Raw genomic sequence first — 16,233 nt, forward strand, 5'->3', positions numbered from 1 at the left:
CTTACAGCTTCATCAGGCTGGCGTCGTCGACCGAGGCCGAGTGGCGGGTACGGAACAGCGACACGATGATCGCGAGGCCCACCACGACCTCGGCGGCGGCGACGACCATCGTGAAGAACGCGATGATCTGGCCGTCGAGGTTGCCGTGCATCCGGGAGAACGCGACGAACGCCAGGTTGCAGGCGTTGAGCATCAGCTCCACGCACATGAACAGCACGATCGTGTTGCGCCGGATCAGCACGCCCACGGCGCCGATGGTGAACAGCAGGGCCGCGAGGTAGAGGTAGTTGACCGGGTTCACTTCGAGGCCTCCTCACGGCCGAGCCGCTCCGCCGAGCGCCGCTCCAGCGCCTTGAGGTCGGCGAGCGCCTCGCCCGAGACGTCGCGGACCTGGCCGCGGGCGCGGAGCGTCTTGCTGACGGTCAGCTCCGAGGGGGTGCCGTCCGGCAGCAGGCCGGGCACGTCGACCGCGTTGTGCCGGGCGTACACGCCGGGCGCGGGCAGCGGCGGGAGCTGGACGCCCTCGCGGACGCGCCGCTCGGACAGCTCGCGCTGCGTCGCGGCCCGCTCGGTGCGCTCGCGGTGGGTGAGCACCATCGCACCGACGGCGGCGGTGATCAGCAGCGCGCCGGTGACCTCGAAGGCGAAGACGTAACGGGTGAAGATCAGCTGGGCGAGGCCCTCCACGTGCCCGGCCGAGTTGGCCCGGCCCAGCCCGTTAAACTGCTGCAGGGAGGCGTTGCCGATGCCCGCGATGAGCAGGATGCCGAAGCCCAGCCCGCACAGGGCGGCGAGCCAGCGCTGGCCCTTGAGGGTCTCCTTCAGGGAGTCGGCGGCGGTGACGCCGACCAGCATGACCACGAAGAGGAACAGCATCATGATCGCGCCGGTGTAGACGATCACCTGGACGACGCCCAGGAAGTACGCCCCGTTGGCGAGGTAGAACACCGCCAGGACGATCATCGTCCCGGCGAGGCTCAGCGCGCTGTGCACGGCCTTCTTCATCAGGATCGTCGCCAGCGCGCCGATCACGGCGACCGTGCCGAGGATCCAGAACTGGACGGCCTCGCCCGTGGAGGTGGCCGATGCCGCGGCGGCGACCGCGCTCATGCCCCCACCCCCTCGGCGGTGCCCCGGTCCTGCGGGGCCTCGCCCTTGGAGACGGCCGGCTGCCGCTCGGTGCCGGGGGCCGCCCCCGTCACCTGCCCGCGGTAGTAGTCCTGCTCGTCCGTGCCCGGGTACATCGCGTGGGGCGCCTCGACCATGCCCTCGGTCAGCCCGGCGAGCAGCTCCTCCTTGGTGTAGATGAGCGACTCGCGGCTGGCGTCGGCCAGTTCGAACTCGTTCGTCATGGTCAGCGCCCGCGTCGGGCACGCCTCGATGCACAGCCCGCACAGGATGCAGCGGGCGTAGTTGATCTGGTAGACGCGGCCGTAGCGCTCGCCCGGGGAGTAGCGCTCCTCCTCCGTGTTGTCCGCGCCCTCCACGTAGATGGCGTCCGCGGGGCAGGCCCACGCGCACAGCTCGCACCCGATGCACTTCTCCAGGCCGTCCGGGTGCCGGTTGAGCTGGTGCCGTCCGTGGAAACGCGGTGCGGTCGTCTTCTGCTGCTCGGGGTACTGCTCGGTGAGGCGCTTCTTGAACATGGCCTTGAAGGTCACGCCGAAGCCGGCCACCGGGTTCTGCCACTGTTCGTCAGGCATTCTCCGCACCCTCCTCTCGGTCGCTGTCGTTGTTCGCCCCGCCGCTGGCGATCAGTTCGCGCTCCCGGCGGGGCCGCCGGCGCGGTACGGGGGCCAGGTGCTGGCCGGGCTTGGGCGGTACGGGGAACCCGCCGGCGAGCGGGTCGAACGGCTCGGCCCCGGGGGCGCCGGCCTCCGCGGCCCCGGCGGCCTTCTCCCGCCGGTCGCGGAAGAAGTCCGCGACGAAGGACAGCAGCAGGACCGCGACGACCGCGCCGCCGACGTACAGGACGATCTGGGAGAAGTCGTACGCCTCGTTCCGCAGTGCCCGCACGGTCGCGACGAGCATCAGCCACAGCAGCGAGACGGGGATGAGGACCTTCCAGCCGAGCTTCATCAGCTGGTCGTAGCGGACGCGGGGCAGGGTGCCGCGCAGCCAGATGAAGAAGAACAGCAGCAGCTGCACCTTGACCACGAACCAGAGCAGCGGCCACCAGCCGTGGTTGGCGCCCTCCCAGAAGCTGCTGACCGGGTAGGGGGCCCGCCAGCCGCCCAGGAACAGGGTGACCGAGACGGCCGAGACGGTGACCATGTTGACGTACTCGGCCAGCATGAACATCGCGAACTTGATGGACGAGTACTCGGTGTTGAAGCCGCCGACGAGGTCGCCCTCGGACTCCGGCATGTCGAACGGCGCCCGGTTGGTCTCGCCGACCATCGTCACCACGTAGATGATGAACGACACCGGCAGCAGCACGATGAACCAGCGGTCCGCCTGCGCCTCCACGATCGCCGAGGTGGACATCGACCCGGAGTAGAGGAACACCGAGGCGAACGCCGCACCCATCGCGATCTCGTAGCTGATCATCTGGGCGCAGGAGCGCAGGCCGCCGAGCAGCGGGTACGTCGAGCCCGACGACCAGCCGGCGAGCACGATGCCGTAGATGCCGACGGAGGCGACCGCGAGGATGTACAGCATGGCGATCGGCAGGTCGGTCAGCTGCATCGTGGTGCGCTGCCCGAAGATCGACACCTCGTTGCCGGCGGGCCCGAACGGGATCACCGCGATCGCCATGAACGCGGGGATCGCCGCGACGATCGGCGCCAGCACGTAGACGACCTTGTCGGCGCGCTTGACGACGATGTCCTCCTTCAGCATCAGCTTCACGCCGTCGGCGAGCGACTGGAGCATCCCCCAGGGGCCGTGCCGGTTGGGGCCGATGCGCAGCTGCATCCAGGCGACGACCTTGCGCTCCCAGACGATGGAGAACAGGACGGTCACCATCAGGAAGGCGAAGCAGAACACCGCCTTGACGAGGACCAGCCACCAGGGGTCCCTGCCGAACAGGGACAGGTCCTCGGCAGCGAGCAGTACCGCGTTCACGCTCCCACCTCCGCAGTGGTGCCGCCGGCGCCGGCCGGGGTCGCCGGGCCGATCCGTACGAGGGTGCCCGGCAGGGCGCCGGTGTCGGCGCGGACCCCGGAGCCGGTGGAGTTCAGCGGGAGCCAGACCACCCGGTCGGGCATCTCGGTGATCCTCAGCGGGAGTGCGACCGTGCCGGACGGGCCGGTCACCGCGAGCAGGTCGCCGTCCTTGACGCCCGTCTCGGCCGCGGTGGCCGCGGAGAGCCGGGCGCTCGCCTCGTGCCGGGTGCCGGCCAGGGCGTCGTCGCCCTCCTGGAGCCGGCCGAGGTCGAGGAGCAGCCGGTGTCCGGCGAGGACCGCCTCCCCGGCCGCGGGCCGGGGCAGCGCCGCCGGTGAGCCGGGCTGGGCCGCGGGGCGCTCGCCGGCCCACCGGCCGAGCCGGTCGATCTCCCGGCGTACGGCGTGCACGTCGGGCAGGCCCAGCGGCCGGTCGGCGGCGTCGGCGAGCATGTGCAGGACGCGGGAGTCGGCCGGGGCGAGCGGGCGGGTCATCTGGTCGGGCTTGAGCGCGGCCTCGAACGGCCGCACGCGGCCCTCCCAGTTGACGAAGGTGCCCGTCTTCTCGGCGACGGCCGCGACGGGCAGGACCACGTCGGCGTGGTCGGTGACCTCGCCGGGCCGCAGCTCCAGGGAGACCGTGAACGCCTCCCGCAGCGCGGTCCGCGCCCGCTCCGGGTCGGGCAGGTCGGCGACCTCCACGCCCGCGACGAGCAGCGCGGTCAGCTCGCCGGCGGCCGCGGCCTCGACGATCTGCCCGGTGTCGCGGCCGTAGCGGTGCGGGAGTTCCTCCAGCCCCCAGGCGGCCGCGACCTCCTCGCGGGCCCGCGGGTCGGTGGCCGGGCGGCCGCCGGGCAGCAGCGACGGCAGGGCGCCCGCCTCGATCGCGGCGCGCTCCCCGGCCCGCCGCGGGATCCACACCAGCCGGGCCCCGGTAGCGGCGGCCGCCCGGACCGCGGCGGTCAGCCCGCCGGGCACGCCCCCGAGGCGCTCCCCGACGACGATGACCGCGCCGGGCTCGCGCAGTGCTTCGGCGGCGGCCTCGCCGCCCTGCTCCAGGCCGGTGCGGGAGGCGAGCGCGTCCAGCCACTCGGGCTCGGTGCCCGGTGCGGCGGCCAGCAGGGTGCCGCCCGTCTTGGCCAGGCCGCGCGTGGCGAACGGGGCCAGGGCGAAGGTCCGCTGGCGGCGCTTGCGGAAGGCCTTGCGCAGCCGCAGGAAGACGCCGGGGGCCTCCTCCTCCGCCTCGATGCCGACGAGCAGCACCGCCGGCGCCGCCTCCAGACCGGCGTACGAAACGCCCTGCCCGTCGAGGTCGACGCCGCGGCCCGCGACCTCCGCGGCCAGGAATTCGGCCTCCTCCGCGCTGTGCACGCGGGCCCGGAAGTCGATGTCGTTGGTGTCGAGGACGACCCGCGCGAACTTGGCGTACGCGTAGGCGTCCTCGACGGTCAGCCGCCCGCCGGTCAGGACGCCGGCGCGGCCGCGCGCCGCGGCCAGCCCGGCGGCCGCGGCGCCGAGCGCCTCGGGCCAGCTCGCCGGCTCCAGGACCCCGTTGGCGCCCCGGACCAGCGGCGTGGTCAGCCGGTCGGGGCGCTGCGCGTACCGGAACGCGAAGCGGCCCTTGTCGCAGATCCACTCCTCGTTGACCTCGGGGTCCTCGGCGGCCATGCGGCGCATCACCTTGCCGCGCCGGTGGTCGGTCCGGGTCGCGCAGCCGCCCGCGCAGTGCTCGCACACGCTCGGGGAGGAGACGAGGTCGAAGGGGCGGGAGCGGAACCGGTACGCGGCCGAGGTGAGGGCGCCGACCGGGCAGATCTGGATGGTGTTCCCGGAGAAGTACGACTCGAAGGGGTCGCCCTCGCCGGTGCCGACCTGCTGGAGCGCGCCCCGCTCCAGCAGCTCGATCATCGGGTCGCCGGCGACCTGCGTGGAGAAGCGGGTGCAGCGGGCGCACAGCACGCACCGCTCCCGGTCGAGGAGGACCTGCGTGGAGATCGGCACCGGCTTCTCGTAGGTGCGCTTGCGGCCCTCGAAGCGGGAGTCGGCGTTGCCGTGCGACATCGCCTGGTTCTGCAGCGGGCACTCGCCGCCCTTGTCGCAGACCGGGCAGTCCAGCGGGTGGTTGATGAGCAGCAGCTCCATCACCCCGCGCTGGGCCTTCTCCGCGACGGGGGAGGTCAGCTGTGTCCGGACGACCATCCCGTCGGTGCAGGTGATGGTGCAGGACGCCATCGGCTTGCGCTGGCCCTCCACCTCGACGATGCACTGCCGGCAGGCGCCGACCGGGTCGAGCAGGGGGTGGTCGCAGAAGCGGGGGATCTCCACCCCGATCTGCTCGGCGGCGCGGATGACGAGGGTCCCCTTGGGCACCGACAGCTCGACGCCGTCGATGGTCAGCGAGACCAGGTCCTCCGGGGGCACGGCGGCCCCTCCGCCACCGGTGGGGGCATTCGTGGTGACGGTCATGCGTTCACCTCCGTGTCGGCCCAGAGGACCGACTTCCTGGGGTCGAAGGGGCAGCCCTTGCCCGTGACGTGCTGCTCGTACTCGTCGCGGAAGTACTTCAGCGAGGAGAAGATCGGGCTGGCGGCGCCGTCGCCGAGCGCGCAGAACGACTTGCCGTTGATGTTGTCGGCGATGTCCTGGAGCTTGTCGAGGTCGGCCATGGCGCCCTTGCCGGCCTCGATGTCGCGCAGCAGCTGGACCAGCCAGTAGGTGCCCTCCCGGCAGGGGGTGCACTTGCCGCACGACTCGTGGGCGTAGAACTCGGTCCACCGGGTCACGGCGCGCACCACGCAGGTCGTCTCGTCGAAGCACTGGAGCGCCTTGGTGCCGAGCATCGAGCCGGCCGCGCCGACGCCCTCGTAGTCGAGGGGGACGTCGAGGTGCTCGTCGGTGAACATCGGGGTGGAGGAGCCGCCGGGGGTCCAGAACTTCAGCCGGTGGCCGGGGCGCATCCCGCCGCTCATGTCGAGGAGCTGGCGCAGGGTGATCCCGAGCGGCGCCTCGTACTGTCCGGGGCCGGCGACGTGCCCGGACAGCGAGTAGAGGGTGAAGCCGGGGGACTTCTCGGTGCCCATCGCCTTGAACCAGTCCTTGCCCCGGTTCAGGATCGCGGGAACCGAGGCGATGGACTCGACGTTGTTCACCACGGTGGGGCAGGCGTAGAGGCCTTCGACGGCGGGGAAGGGCGGCCGCAGGCGGGGCTGGCCGCGGCGGCCTTCGAGGGAGTCCAGCAGCGCCGTCTCCTCGCCGCAGATGTAGGCGCCCGCCCCGGCGTGGACGGTGATGTCGAGGTCCATCCCGCTGCCGAGGACGTCCTTGCCGAGGTAGCCCGCCTCGTACGCCTCGCGGACCGCCTCGTGCAGGCGGCGCAGGACGGGCACGACCTCGCCGCGCAGGTAGATGAACGCGTGCTCGGAGCGGATCGCGTAGCAGGCGATGACCATGCCCTCGATGAGGGAGTGCGGATTGGCGAAGAGGAGCGGGATGTCCTTGCAGGTGCCCGGCTCGGACTCGTCTGCGTTCACGACGAGGTAGTGCGGCTTGCCGTCGCCCTGCGGGATGAACTGCCACTTCATCCCGGTGGGGAAGCCGGCGCCGCCGCGGCCGCGCAGCCCGGAGTCCTTCACGTAGGCGATGACCTCGTCGGGGGTCATGGCGAGGGCCTTGCGCAGCCCCTCGTAGCCGTCGTGGCGCCGGTAGGTCTCCAGCGTCCACGACTGCGGCTCGTCCCAGAACGCCGACAGGACGGGGGCCAGCAGCTTCTCCGGGCTCGTTCCGTTCTCGTGCATGGCGGTCGCCACCGTCATCACTCCCCCTCCTCGCCGGTCGCAGCGGCCCGCGGGTGCACGATGCGCCCCTGGTGCGGGGCTTCGCCGCGCGCGATGCGCAGTCCGATCAGGGAGGCGGGTCCGGCGCCGCCGCTCGCCTCCACCGCGCCGGGCCTCTCGTCGGGGAAGCCGGCGAGGATCCGGGCGGTCTCCTTGTAAGTGCACAGCGGCGCGCCCCGGGTCGGCTCGACGGGGCGGCCGGCGCGGAGGTCGTCGACGAGGGCCTTGGCGGACTCGGGCGTCTGGTTGTCGAAGAACTCCCAGTTCACCATCACGACGGGCGCGTAGTCGCAGGCCGCGTTGCACTCGATGTGTTCGAGGGTGACCTTGCCGTCGGGGGTCGTCCCGTTGTTGCCGACGCCGAGGTGCTCCTGGAGCTCCTCGAAGATGGCGTCTCCGCCCATGACCGCGCACAGGGTGTTGGTGCAGACGCCGACCTGGTAGTCGCCCGACGGCCTGCGCCGGTACATCGTGTAGAAGGTGGCGACGGCGGTGACCTCGGCGGTGGTCAGGCCGAGGGTCTCGGCGCAGAACCGGATGCCGGTGCGGGAGACGTAACCCTCCTCGGACTGGGTGAGGTGGAGCAGCGGCAGGAGGGCGGAGCGGCTGTCGGGGTAGCGGGCGACGATCTCCGCGGCGTCCGCGGCGAGCCGCTCGCGCACCTCGGCCGGGTAGTCGGGGGCGGGCGGCTGGGGCATGCCCAGGCTCACCTCTCGACGGGCGGGGCTGGCTGTCATCGGTCGACGCCTCCCATCACGGGGTCGATGGAGGCGACGGCGACGATGACGTCGGCGACCTGGCCGCCCTCGCACATCGCCGCCATGGCCTGGAGGTTGGTGAAGGACGGGTCGCGGAAGTGGACCCGGTAGGGGCGGGTTCCGCCGTCGGAGACGACGTGGGCGCCGAGTTCGCCCTTGGGGGACTCGACGGCGGCGTAGGCCTGGCCCGCCGGGACGCGGAAGCCCTCGGTCACCAGCTTGAAGTGGTGGATGAGGGCTTCCATGGAGGTGCCCATGATGTTCTTGATGTGGTCGAGGGAGTTGCCGAGGCCGTCGGGGCCGAGGGCGAGCTGCGCCGGCCAGGCGATCTTCTTGTCGGCGACCATCACGGGGCCGGGCTCCAGCCGGTCCAGGCACTGCTCGATGATCCGCAGGGACTGGCGCATCTCCTCCAGGCGGATAAGGAACCGCCCGTACGAGTCGCACGTCTCCGTGGTGGGGACGTCGAACTCGTAGGTCTCGTAGCCGCAGTAGGGGTCGGCCTTGCGCAGGTCGTGCGGCAGGCCGGCGGAGCGGAGGATGGGGCCGGTGGCGCCGAGGGCCATGCAGCCGGTGAGGTCGAGGTAGCCGACGTCCTGCATGCGGGCCTTGAAGATGGGGTTGCCGGTGGCGAGCTTGTCGTACTCCGGCAGGTTCTTCTTCATGGTCTTCAGGAAGTCGCGGAGCTGGTCGACCGCGCCGGGGGGCAGGTCCTGGGCGAGGCCGCCGGGGCGGATGAACGCGTGGTTCATGCGCAGGCCGGTGATCAGCTCGAAGATGTCGAGGATCAGCTCGCGGTCGCGGAAGCCGTAGATCATGATCGTGGTGGCGCCCAGCTCCATGCCGCCGGTGGCGATGCACACCAGGTGCGAGGAGAGCCGGTTGAGCTCCATCAGCAGGACGCGGATGACGGTGGCGCGGTCGGGGACCTGGTCGGTGATGCCGAGGAGCTTCTCGACGCCGAGGCAGTACGCCGTCTCGTTGAAGAAGGGCGTGAGGTAGTCCATGCGCGTCACGAAGGTGGTGCCCTGCGTCCAGTTCCGGAATTCGAGGTTCTTCTCGATGCCGGTGTGCAGGTAGCCGATGCCGCAGCGGGCCTCGGTGACCGTCTCGCCGTCGATCTCCAGGATGAGCCGCAGCACGCCGTGGGTGGAGGGGTGCTGGGGGCCCATGTTGACGACGATGCGCTCGTCGTCGGCCTTGGCCGCGGAGCGGACGACCTCGTCCCAGTCGCCGCCGGTGACGGTGTAGACGGTGCCCTCGGTGGTCTCGCGGGACGCCGCGTGGTGGTTCGTGGACATCAGCTGTACGACCTCCGCTGGTCGGGAGCCGGGATCTGGGCGCCCTTGTACTCGACGGGGATGCCGCCGAGGGGGTAGTCCTTGCGCTGCGGGAAGCCCTGCCAGTCGTCCGGCATCATGATCCGCGTGAGGGCCGGGTGGCCGTCGAAGACGAGCCCGAAGAAGTCGTAGGCCTCGCGCTCGTGCCAGTCGTTGGTCGGGTAGACGGAGACCAGCGAGGGGATGTGCGGGTCGGCGTCCGGGGCGCAGACCTCCAGCCGCACGGTGCGGCCGTGGGTGATCGAGCGCAGGTGGTAGACGGCGTGCAGTTCGCGGCCGCGGTCGCCGGGGTAGTGCACGCCGCTGACCCCGGTGCAGAGTTCGAAGCGCAGGGCGGGGTCGTCGCGGAGGGTGGACGCCACCCGGACGAGGTGCTCGCGGGCGATGTGGAAGGTGAGCTCGCCGCGGTCGACGACCGTCTTCTCGATGGCGTTGGCGGGCAGGAGCCCCTGTTCCTCCAGGGCGCCTTCCAGCTCGTCGGCGACCTCGTCGAAGTAGGAGCCGTAGGGGCGGTGGCTCGGGCCGGGCAGGGCGACGGTGCGCACCAGGCCGCCGTAGCCGCTGGTGTCGCCGCCGGCCCCGAGGTGATCGGCGTCCGCAAGGGCATGTTCGGCGCCGTCGTCGCCCGGGGTGGTGCCGGGGGTGGTGTCGCTCACCGGAGCAGCCCCTTCATCTCGATGGTGGGCAGGGCCTTCAGGGCCGCGGCCTCCGCCTCGCGGGCCGCCTCTTCCCGGTTCACGCCGAGCTTGGAGCTCTGGATCTTCTGGTGGAGCTTGAGGATCGCGTCCACCAGCATCTCGGGGCGGGGCGGGCAGCCGGGGAGGTAGATGTCCACCGGGACGATGTGGTCGACGCCCTGCACGATCGCGTAGTTGTTGAACATGCCGCCCGACGATGCGCAGACGCCCATGGAGATGACCCACTTGGGAGCGGGCATCTGGTCGTAGACCTGCCGCAGCACCGGCGCCATCTTCTGGCTGACCCGCCCTGCGACGATCATCAGGTCGGCCTGGCGCGGCGAGCCGCGGAAGACCTCCATGCCGAAGCGCGCGAGGTCGTAGCGGCCGGCTCCGGTGGTCATCATCTCGATGGCGCAGCAGGCCAGGCCGAAGGTCGCGGGGAAGACGGAGGCCTTGCGCACCCATCCCGCGGCCTGTTCGACGGTGGTCAGCAGGAAGCCGCTCGGCAGCTTTTCTTCCAGTCCCATGGGAATTCAGCCCCTCAGTCCCATTCCAGGCCGCCGCGGCGCCAGACGTAGGCGTAGGCGACGAAGACGGTGAGCACGAAGAGCAGCATCTCGACGAGCCCGAAGATCCCCAGGGCGTCGAAGGTGACGGCCCAGGGGTAGAGGAAGACAACTTCGATGTCGAAGACGATGAAGAGCATCGCCGTCAGGTAGTACTTGATCGGGAAGCGACCGCCGCCTGCGGGCGTGGGAGTCGGCTCGATGCCGCACTCGTACGCCTCCAGCTTGGCGCGGTTGTACCGTTTCGGGCCGATCAGCGTGGCCATGACCACGGAGAAGATCGCAAACCCTGCGCCTAGGGCGCCGAGCACGAGGATGGGCGCGTAGGCATTCACGCTCCTCGCTCCTTCCAGTCGTCTCTGACCGTTGGACCGCTGCGCCGGCGCCTGGTGCCCCGCCCCTCGGGGATCTTGTGCATGTGAGGCAGTTCACAAGCCGGGCTGGTGCGCATCCTATGCCCGCCGATCTGTGATCTGCGACACGGGTGACAGGACAGAGTTTGTGATCTCCACCACCTGATGAACGATCATGAACCCCGATGAGGGGTGATCTTCGTACGCGAAGCAGCCAGTTGATCACCAACCGTGACATCCGGATGTGTTACCCCAGGTAGAAGCGGGGTTGCCCTATCAAATGATGAGGTGTGCAGGCAAATTTGGCCGGATCTCATCATGCGTGGTAAAGGGATCCGCTTCGCTCGACCGGGGGACGGACCGGGGACGGGAGTGGACGCGTGCATCTGTTCACGAGCCCCCGGGGTGCCGGCCGGCCGCCCGCGGACGATCTTTCGGCCTCCCCTCCGCCGATTTCGGGTCACGGACAGGCCACGGGCACCTCTCGGCGCGATTTCGGTGTGAGCTGTGTCACACCAGAATCAGGCGTTCCGAAGCCGGGCTTGGCCAACGGTGCATCGGGATGGTAGGCCCTGGATCAATTCGGACTTATTGCTGAAACGCCTTGATCACAGCCTTGTGAAGGCCTGTCTGATTTGTCCGTTACGGCGTCAATAAGACGCGTGCCGCGCCCGGTTCGAGCCCCTCCAGGCGCAACTGTGGCGCACACCACGTTTCTTGAAGGGATACCGGGCCCCCTGATAGCGGTTGTCCTCATGTCCCACACCGCTCACATACCCAGCCACCGGAAGCCCCGTCGCAGCGCCTCGAAGCTCGCGGTGCGCGCCGGAGTTGCCGGTGGCGTCCTCAGCACGCTGGCGATGGCCGGCACGGCGAGCGCGTCCCCCGCCGCCGAGCCGGTGACCGAGACGCTGGAGATGCCGGTCCTCGACATGGACCTGGCCTCCGAGGTCTCCACCGCCGTCGCCACCGCCGCCGAGAACACGCAGGCGGCCGCCGTCGACGGCGAGCTGAACGCCCAGGAGGAGAACGCCCGCACCGGCGCCGCCGCCGAGGCGAAGAAGGCCAAGGAGGCCGCGGAGAAGAAGGCGAAGGAGGAGGCGGACCGCAAGGCCGAAGCCGAGCGCGCCACCCGCAACGCCGAGCGCACCGCGCTCAAGAGCACCTCCGCCGCCGCCACCGCCGACAGCGGCCAGGGCGTGGGCACCGTGACCGCCCCGAAGGGCTCCGCCGCGGCCATCATCAGCTTCGCCCGCGCGCAGGTCGGCAAGGCCTACGTCATGGGCGCCACCGGTCCTTCCGCGTTCGACTGCTCCGGCCTGGTCCAGGCCGCGTACCGGCAGGCCAACGTCTCCCTGCCGCGCACCTCGCAGGCGCAGTCCTCGTACGGCACCTCGGTGTCGCTGAGCGCCCTCCAGCCGGGCGACATCCTGTACTGGGGCTCCAAGGGCAGCGCCTACCACGTCGCGCTGTACGTCGGCGGCGGCAAGTTCGTCGGTGCGCAGAACCCCAGCACCGGCATCGTCGAGCGCAGCCTGAGCTACGACCGTCCGACGGGCGCCGTCCGCGTCCTCTGACGCCCGACACCCCGTCACCCGCCGCACCGCGCACCGCGGTCGGCACCCCGTACGGCGAAGAGCCGGCACTCCCCCGCTCGGGGAAGGAGTGCCGGCCCTTCGGCGTGCCCGTACGCGCGTTCGCGGCGCCACCCCCGCCCCGCAGGCCCCGGTGGTCGCGGAAGGCCGCCACAGGGCCGCCCAGGCCCCTTCCCGGGCCCGCCCGGACTCCCGCCGGCCCGCAGGTCGGAACGCGGGCCTCCGCCGGACGCCGGAGCGGGCCGCGGCGGGGAACTCCCCGCCACGGCCCGCTCCGGGGACGGCGTCAGGCCTTCGGGGCCACCTTCGACAGGCCGTTGATGATGCGGTCCATCGCGTCGCCGCCCGTCGGGTCGGTCAGGTTGGCCAGCATCTTCAGCGTGAACCGCATCAGCACCGGGTGGGTCAGGCCGCGCTGCGCGGCGACCTTCATGACAGCCGGGTTGCCGATCAGCTTCACGAAGGCGCGGCCCAGCGAGTAGTAGCCGCCGTAGGTCTCCTTCAGCACCTTCGGGTACTGGTGCAGCGCCCGCTCCCGCTGGAGCGGCGTCGCCCGCGCCGCCGCCTGCACCACGACGTCCGCCGCGATCTTCCCGGACTCCATCGCGTAGGCGATGCCCTCGCCGTTGAACGGGTTGACGAGTCCGCCCGCGTCGCCGACGAGCAGCAGGCCCTTGGTGTAGTGCGGCTGCCGGTTGAACGCCATCGGCAGGGCCGCCCCGCGGATCGGCTGCGTCATGTTCTCCGGGGTGTAGCCCCAGTCCTCCGGCATGGACGCGCACCACGCCTTGAGGACCTCGCGCCAGTCCAGCTCCCGGAAGGCGGAGGAGGAGTTGAGGATGCCGAGGCCGACATTGGAGGTGCCGTCGCCCATGCCGAAGATCCAGCCGTAGCCGGGCAGCAGCCGGTCCTGCGGGCCGCGCCGGTCCCACAGCTCCAGCCAGGACTCCAGGTAGTCGTCGTCGTGCCGCGGCGAGGTGAAGTAGGTGCGCACCGCGACGCCCATCGGGCGGTCCTCGCGCCGGTGCAGGCCCATCGCCAGCGACAGGCGGGAGGAGTTGCCGTCCGCGGCGACCACGAGCGGCGCGTGGAAGGTGACCGGCGTCTTCTCCTCGCCGAGCTTGGCCTGCACGCCCGTGATGTGGCCGGTGCGCGGGTCGCGGACCGGCTCCCCCACGTTGCAGCGCTCGTACAGGCGGGCGCCCGCCTTCTGCGCCTGCCGGGCGAGGGTCTCGTCGAAGTCGTCGCGCTTGCGGACGAGGCCGTAGTCGGGGAAGGAGGCGAGTTCCGGCCAGTCCAGCTGGAGCCGCTGCCCGCCGCCGATGATCCGCAGGCCCTTGTTGCGCAGCCAGCCGGCCTCTTCGGAGATGTCGATGCCCATCGCGACCAGCTGCTTGGTGGCGCGCGGGGTCAGGCCGTCCCCGCAGACCTTCTCGCGCGGGAACGCCGTCTTCTCCAGCAGCAGGACGTCGAGTCCGGCCTTGGCGAGGTAGTAGGCGGTCGTCGAGCCGGCGGGCCCGGCCCCGACGACGATCACGTCCGCGGAGTGCTCGGAGAGGGGCTCGGTCACTGCGGGTCTCCCGAAGGCTCGATAAGGGGTGCCCATGGGCACAGGACATGTGCAGTCTATGCAGCGAGAGAGATCGTGAATCCGAAGGGTTACCCGATGACAAGCTCGCCGACCACGCCGACCACGCCGCTCCCGGCGGCCGCCCGGCCGCTCCCGGCGGTCCGGCTGCGCGTGCCCACCGACGAGGACGCCCACGCCTGGCACCGCGTCTTCGCCGACCCCGACGTCATGGAGTTCCTCGGCGGGCCCGCCGAGCTGTCCGCGTACGAGGAGATCACCGCCCGGCAGCGGATGCACGACGCCCGGCTCGGCTACTGCCTGTGGACCCTGCTCGACGCGGACGGCCAGGTCATCGGCTTCACCGGCGCCCAGCCGTGGCCCGAGGGCAAGGCGTGGGGGCCGGTCGGCGAGATCGAGATCGGCTGGCGCCTCGCCCGCCCCGCGTGGGGCAGGGGCTACGCGTACGCCGCCGCGCTGACCACCCTGGAGCGGGTCCGCGCGGCCGGCGTCCCCCGCGTCGTCGCCATGGTCGACGACGCGAACACCCGCTCGGCGGCGGTCGCCGAACGCCTCGGCATGACCCTGGAGGAGGTCTTCCCCCTCCCCGGAGGCCGCCGCACCGGCCGCCGGTACGCCCTCGCCCTGTGAGCCGGCCGCCGGACGGTCAGAAGACGGACAGTCCGGTCAGGGTCGTGAACCGGTCGAGCGCGGCCACGCCCGCCACCGAGTTGCCCCGGCTGTCCAGGCCGGGGCTCCACACGGCGAGCGCGCACCGGCCGGGGACGACCGCGACGATCCCGCCGCCCACCCCGCTCTTGCCGGGCAGGCCCACCCGGTAGGCGAACTCCCCGGCCGCGTCGTACGTCCCGCAGGTCAGCATCACTGCGTTGACCTGCTTGGCCTCGCTGCGGGTCAGCAGCCGCGAGCCGTCGGCACGCAGCCCGTGCCGGGCCAGGAACAGGCCCGCGCGGGCCAGGTCCGCGCAGCTCATCGCGATGGAGCACTGCCAGAAGTAGTGGTCGAGCAGGGCGGGCACCGGGTTGTCGATGTTCCCGTACGAGGCCATGAAGTGGGCCAGCGCGGCGTTGCGGTCGCCGTGCTCGTGCTCGGAGGCGGCCACCTCGGCGTCGAAGGAGACGTCCGGATTGCCGCTCTCCGCGCGGAGGAACTCCAGCAGTTCGCTGCTGGCGTCGCCGGTCAGGGTCTGGAGCCGGTCGGTGACGACGAGGGCGCCCGCGTTGATGAACGGATTGCGGGGGATGCCGTTCTCGTGCTCCAGCTGCACCAGCGAGTTGAACGGGTTGCCCGACGGCTCCCGCCCGACCCGACGCCAGAGGCTGTCGCCTCCCTCGGCCAGCGCCAGGGCCAGCGCGAACACCTTGGTGATCGACTGGGCGGAGAACGGCACCCGCCAGTCCCCCACCCCGTGGACGTTCCCGTCGAGGTCGGCGACCGCCATGCCGAAGTGGCGCGGGTCCACCTCGGCGAGGGCCGGGATGTACTCGGCGGGGGTGCCGCTGCCGATCAGCGGGGCGACGTCCGCCGCGATCCGCTCCAGCAGTCCCGCGAGGTCCAGGGCTCCGGTGTCCACCGCCGCCGCCACCGCCGGCTCAGGCCTTGAAGCCGCGGTGCAGGGCGACGATGCCGCCGCTGAGGTTGCGCCAGGCCACCCGGGACCAGCCTGCCTTCTGCAGCAGCGCCGCCAGCTCGGGCTGCCCCGGCCACTCGCGGATCGACTCGGCGAGGTACACGTACGCGTCGGGGTTGGAGGACACGGCCCGCGCCACCGGCGGCAGCGCGCGCATCAGGTACTCCGTGTACACGGTGCGGAAGGGCGCCCACGTCGGCTGGGAGAACTCGCAGATGACGACCTGCCCGCCGCGCTTGGTCACCCGGTGCATCTCACGGAGCGCGCCCTCGGTGTCCTGGACGTTGCGCAGCCCGAAGGAAATCGTCACGGTGTCGAAGACGCCGTCGGCGAAGGGCAGCCGGGTCGCGTCGCCGGCGGTCAGCGGCAGCCAGGCGTGGCGCTTCTTGCCCTCGCGGAGCATGCCGAGGGAGAAGTCGCAGGGGACGACGTACGCACCGGTCGCGGCGAACGGCAGGGAGGACGTCGCGGTGCCGGCGGCGAGGTCGAGCACCTTCTGGCCGGGGCGGGCGGCGACCGCCCGGGCGACCTCCCTGCGCCAGAGGCGGGCCTGTCCGAGGGAGAGCACGTCGTTGGTGAGGTCGTAGTTCGCCGCCACCCCGTCGAACATGGAGGCGACTTCGTGCGGCTGCTTGTCCAGGGATGCGCGGGTCACTGGCGTGGGCCCCTCAGATGGTCCGGAGTACGTACTCCCCCATCCTCTCAGGCCGCCCGCCCCCGCCGCGGCGGGGGCGGGCGGCCTGAGAGGATGGGGGAGTACGTACTCCGGACCATCTGAGGGGCCCA

General features: G+C 71.5%; 16 protein-coding genes. 2 read left to right on the plus strand and 14 right to left on the minus strand.

The features are described from left to right. Window position 1 precedes the first annotated feature (1 nt). The 11 genes from nuoK to EF903_RS01415 are packed head-to-tail and all read right to left on the minus strand — an operon-like array spanning window position 2 to window position 10,616. A complete protein-coding gene (gene nuoK / locus EF903_RS01365; RefSeq protein ID WP_125540752.1) occupies window positions 2–301 on the minus strand; it encodes an NADH-quinone oxidoreductase subunit NuoK in 300 nt (99 codons plus the stop codon). Next, window positions 298–1,110, minus strand: coding sequence for an NADH-quinone oxidoreductase subunit J (locus EF903_RS01370; protein WP_125540753.1), 813 nt, complete (start codon window positions 1,108–1,110; stop codon window positions 298–300). Before EF903_RS01370 ends, nuoK begins: the two co-directional genes overlap by 4 nt. Next, window positions 1,107–1,703, minus strand: coding sequence for an NADH-quinone oxidoreductase subunit NuoI (gene nuoI / locus EF903_RS01375; RefSeq protein ID WP_125540754.1), 597 nt, complete (start codon window positions 1,701–1,703; stop codon window positions 1,107–1,109). The genes EF903_RS01370 and nuoI overlap by 4 nt, the downstream gene beginning before the upstream one ends. Continuing rightward, window positions 1,696–3,066, minus strand: a complete 1,371-nt coding sequence (nuoH, locus tag EF903_RS01380; protein ID WP_125540755.1) for an NADH-quinone oxidoreductase subunit NuoH — start codon at window positions 3,064–3,066, stop codon at window positions 1,696–1,698. Before nuoH ends, nuoI begins: the two co-directional genes overlap by 8 nt. Continuing rightward, window positions 3,063–5,570, minus strand: coding sequence for an NADH-quinone oxidoreductase subunit G (locus tag EF903_RS01385; RefSeq protein ID WP_125540756.1), 2,508 nt, complete (start codon window positions 5,568–5,570; stop codon window positions 3,063–3,065). Before EF903_RS01385 ends, nuoH begins: the two co-directional genes overlap by 4 nt. Further along, complete coding sequence (gene nuoF / locus EF903_RS01390; protein WP_125540757.1) at window positions 5,567–6,916, minus strand: NADH-quinone oxidoreductase subunit NuoF; 1,350 nt, start codon at window positions 6,914–6,916, stop codon at window positions 5,567–5,569. Before nuoF ends, EF903_RS01385 begins: the two co-directional genes overlap by 4 nt. Then, window positions 6,916–7,674: an NADH-quinone oxidoreductase subunit NuoE gene (gene nuoE, locus EF903_RS01395; RefSeq protein ID WP_125540758.1), complete on the minus strand. Its 759-nt coding sequence runs from the start codon at window positions 7,672–7,674 to the stop codon at window positions 6,916–6,918. Before nuoE ends, nuoF begins: the two co-directional genes overlap by 1 nt. After that, the gene (locus EF903_RS01400; protein WP_125540759.1) at window positions 7,671–8,996 is read right to left on the minus strand and encodes an NADH-quinone oxidoreductase subunit D; all 1,326 of its coding nucleotides are present in this window, start codon (window positions 8,994–8,996) and stop codon (window positions 7,671–7,673) included. Before EF903_RS01400 ends, nuoE begins: the two co-directional genes overlap by 4 nt. Further along, window positions 8,996–9,691, minus strand: coding sequence for an NADH-quinone oxidoreductase subunit C (locus EF903_RS01405; RefSeq protein ID WP_260614695.1), 696 nt, complete (start codon window positions 9,689–9,691; stop codon window positions 8,996–8,998). Before EF903_RS01405 ends, EF903_RS01400 begins: the two co-directional genes overlap by 1 nt. After that, window positions 9,688–10,242: an NADH-quinone oxidoreductase subunit B family protein gene (locus tag EF903_RS01410; protein WP_114053664.1), complete on the minus strand. Its 555-nt coding sequence runs from the start codon at window positions 10,240–10,242 to the stop codon at window positions 9,688–9,690. The genes EF903_RS01405 and EF903_RS01410 overlap by 4 nt, the downstream gene beginning before the upstream one ends. A gap of 14 nt (window positions 10,243–10,256) precedes the next feature. Then, a complete protein-coding gene (locus EF903_RS01415) occupies window positions 10,257–10,616 on the minus strand; it encodes an NADH-quinone oxidoreductase subunit A (protein ID WP_114053663.1) in 360 nt (119 codons plus the stop codon). A 773-nt stretch (window positions 10,617–11,389) separates the two neighbouring features. On the opposite strand from EF903_RS01415, the gene EF903_RS01420 reads away from it, so the two are divergent. After that, window positions 11,390–12,211, plus strand: coding sequence for a C40 family peptidase (locus EF903_RS01420; RefSeq protein ID WP_125540760.1), 822 nt, complete (start codon window positions 11,390–11,392; stop codon window positions 12,209–12,211). 304 nt (window positions 12,212–12,515) lie between these two features. Here EF903_RS01420 and EF903_RS01425 read toward each other — a convergent pair whose 3' ends face one another. Beyond that, window positions 12,516–13,799 (minus strand): geranylgeranyl reductase family protein, encoded by a 1,284-nt coding sequence (locus tag EF903_RS01425; RefSeq protein WP_125540761.1) that lies wholly within the window; start codon window positions 13,797–13,799, stop codon window positions 12,516–12,518. 96 nt (window positions 13,800–13,895) lie between these two features. Here EF903_RS01425 and EF903_RS01430 point away from each other — a divergent pair, with 96 nt between their 5' ends. After that, the gene (locus tag EF903_RS01430; RefSeq protein ID WP_125540762.1) at window positions 13,896–14,447 is read left to right on the plus strand and encodes a GNAT family N-acetyltransferase; all 552 of its coding nucleotides are present in this window, start codon (window positions 13,896–13,898) and stop codon (window positions 14,445–14,447) included. 16 nt (window positions 14,448–14,463) lie between these two features. Here EF903_RS01430 and EF903_RS01435 read toward each other — a convergent pair whose 3' ends face one another. Then, window positions 14,464–15,375, minus strand: coding sequence for a glutaminase (locus EF903_RS01435; RefSeq protein WP_125540767.1), 912 nt, complete (start codon window positions 15,373–15,375; stop codon window positions 14,464–14,466). 34 nt (window positions 15,376–15,409) lie between these two features. After that, window positions 15,410–16,102 carry a demethylmenaquinone methyltransferase gene (locus EF903_RS01440; protein ID WP_125540763.1) on the minus strand — a complete coding sequence of 231 codons (693 nt, stop codon included), beginning with the start codon at window positions 16,100–16,102 and terminating at the stop codon, window positions 15,410–15,412. Window positions 16,103–16,233: the final 131 nt, after the last annotated feature.

The organism is Streptomyces sp. WAC05292 (assembly GCF_003949955.1).
Taxonomy (GTDB): domain Bacteria; phylum Actinomycetota; class Actinomycetes; order Streptomycetales; family Streptomycetaceae; genus Streptomyces; species Streptomyces globosus.